This is a genomic window from Priestia sp. P5_B4 (assembly GCF_056400385.1).
In genome coordinates this window covers 1-2,196 of sequence record NZ_JBFULJ010000648.1, presented here as the reverse complement: position 1 = coordinate 2,196, position 2,196 = coordinate 1, and the positions used below count along the sequence as shown (strand labels likewise).

General features: G+C 37.0%; 2 protein-coding genes and 1 pseudogene. 1 reads left to right on the top strand and 2 read right to left on the bottom strand.

The window, feature by feature from the left end; all coding sequences use genetic code 11:
* A pseudogene (locus AC1DRF_RS24200) lies at positions 1-232 on the top strand (diaminopimelate epimerase); the annotation flags it as partial.
* 2 nt (positions 233-234) lie between these two features.
* On the opposite strand, the gene AC1DRF_RS24195 reads toward AC1DRF_RS24200, so the two are convergent.
* Together AC1DRF_RS24195 and folD are read right to left on the bottom strand one after the other, a co-directional pair.
* Entirely contained in the window at positions 235-834 is a 600-nt protein-coding gene (locus AC1DRF_RS24195) for a DUF3298 and DUF4163 domain-containing protein (RefSeq protein ID WP_427076219.1), read from the bottom strand.
* 362 nt (positions 835-1,196) lie between these two features.
* On the bottom strand, positions 1,197-2,051 hold the full coding sequence (folD, locus tag AC1DRF_RS24190) for a bifunctional methylenetetrahydrofolate dehydrogenase/methenyltetrahydrofolate cyclohydrolase FolD (RefSeq protein ID WP_427076220.1): 855 nt from the start codon (positions 2,049-2,051) through the stop codon (positions 1,197-1,199).
* Positions 2,052-2,196: the final 145 nt, after the last annotated feature.

Here is a 2,196-nt window from a genome sequence, read left to right as displayed (position 1 = left end):
TTCTTACCCTTTGCAAAATGAAAACGATAAAATAGAAGCTGTTGTACGCACCAAAATCAAGCATGCAGACCAAGGATGCTTGTATGAGGGTTATCTTCGTGTTCATATCACTAAAGTGGGGGTATTTCCTGTAGCAAAAGATATTGCTGAAGCAATTGGCGTTCGTTCGCTTCGTCAGCAGTTAGCGGCCGAATTAAAAAGATACGTACGGCCGCACCGTAATTTTTTATAACTTTATCCAAACATTTGTCCAAGTGGACTTTCATCTTCAATAATATCTTGAATAGCGTAGATAGAAATTGGAAAGTAAGGAATTCCATATGCGTAAGGAGCCAGGTCATACAGCTGATAAAAGAGCACAAGTGACTTATCGGCGATATAAAAATCTTGATCTGGTTTAATTCCTTTATATTCTCCAAGAACCATAATATCACGCTCTTTTATTTGCTCTCCTACTATTTTAGAAAGAATGCTCACGTAATTACTGTCTTTTTTAAATAGATCTTTGAGTTGATACGTTTTTCCAGTCAGCACATTAAACGTTAATGGAACGACAACGGTCAATCCATGCGCTCCCCCGGAATAAGTAAAATTGACAAGTGTTAAGCTGAGCACATTTCGCTCGTTTGTTTTCAACTCATAATAACCCGTTTCTTCTGTATCCGGATTTTCTCCATATCCCTGCTGACGAATTAATTCATTCGTGCGCTGCAAAATTTTACTGTTCATGCTGTGCTGAACAGCTTGATTAGTCAAATGTACAACTGGATAGTAAACGTTTAACTTTTTCTTCACCATTTGTTGAGAATATACGGTTGCAGGCAACGTAACCATCGCTTCCTCCTCTTTGTATACAGGTTGTTACATTCTATTCTATTAGCCTCCATTCCATTACTGAAGCAAAAAAAGATTCAGACATAACGAAATCAATCCAACCTAAAGACGAACAAAATGGATAAATTATCCAGTATTGTCACTTGTAACACCGCTATTGATTTCCGCGCAAGATTTCGCTTTCTGCGGAAGTCTTCGCCTTGCCCTCCAATCACCAGCTAGAAGCACCTCCATACATGAAACCTATGTTGACTTTATCAATGAAAAAATCCGAACGAGTTTGATTCTCAATTAAGAATCAAACTCGTTCGGATCTTCATTCAACGAAAATACCTTTGTCTCAGCCTCTTTTTTACTTCTTATTATTTTACGTTGTTAATTGTTTTAGCAGCGTCTACCGTATTTTTCAATAACATTGTGATGGTCATCGGACCAACTCCGCCTGGTACTGGTGTGATATAACCTGCAACTTCTAAAGCCGCTTCGTAATCAACATCACCAACGAGTTTACCATTTTCCATTGTGTTACCTACATCAATTACAATGGCACCCGGCTTAATATCATCTGCTTTGATAAGTCTAGGTTGTCCTACAGCTGACACAAGAATATCAGCTTGTTTTGTTAAAGCAGATAAATCTTTTGTGCGAGAGTGAGCAATTGTTACCGTTGCACTTTCTTGAAGTAACAGCATGGATACTGGTTTACCAACAATATTGCTTCGTCCAATTACTACCGCATGTTTACCTGAAATTTCTTCACCTGAACGTTTAATTAACTCAACGATACCGTGTGGTGTACATGGTAAATAGCACTCATCGCCAATAACCATATTCCCTACGCTTACCGGGTGGAAGCCATCTACATCTTTTTTAGGAGATACAGCATTTAATACTGCTTTTTCATCAATATGTTTTGGTAATGGAAGTTGAACAAGAATACCATGAACAGATGGATTTCCATTCAAGTGATGGATTTCGTTTAAAAGCTCTTCTTCAGTAATCGATACGTCACGTTTGATAATTTCAGATGCAACACCGATTTCTTCACAAGCTTTTGCTTTTGCTTTTACATATGATTGAGAAGCAGGATTTTCTCCTACTAAAATCACGGTTAAACCAGGAACGATACCTTTTGTTTTTAATTGAGCTACCTCTTCTTTTAATGCGGCGCGCAGTTCTTGCGCTACTTCTTTTCCTTTAATTACTTTCGCTGTCATGATGTTTTTTGCTCCTTTCAACTGTAGCCATTTAATAAATGTACGAATTATAGTTATTAATCTAACACAAAAGTTCGGTTTTGTTCAATGTTTTTATTATTTTTATTTTAAATAGATGAAAATAAATAACAAATAACGTATATTC

Bases quoted from the DNA above. Each gene is read 5' to 3' on its own strand.
- AC1DRF_RS24195 (WP_427076219.1), bottom strand. From the start codon at position 834: ATGGTTACGTTGCCTGCAACCGTATATTCTCAACAAATGGTGAAGAAA.
- folD (WP_427076220.1), bottom strand. From the start codon at position 2,051: ATGACAGCGAAAGTAATTAAAGGAAAAGAAGTAGCGCAAGAACTGCGC.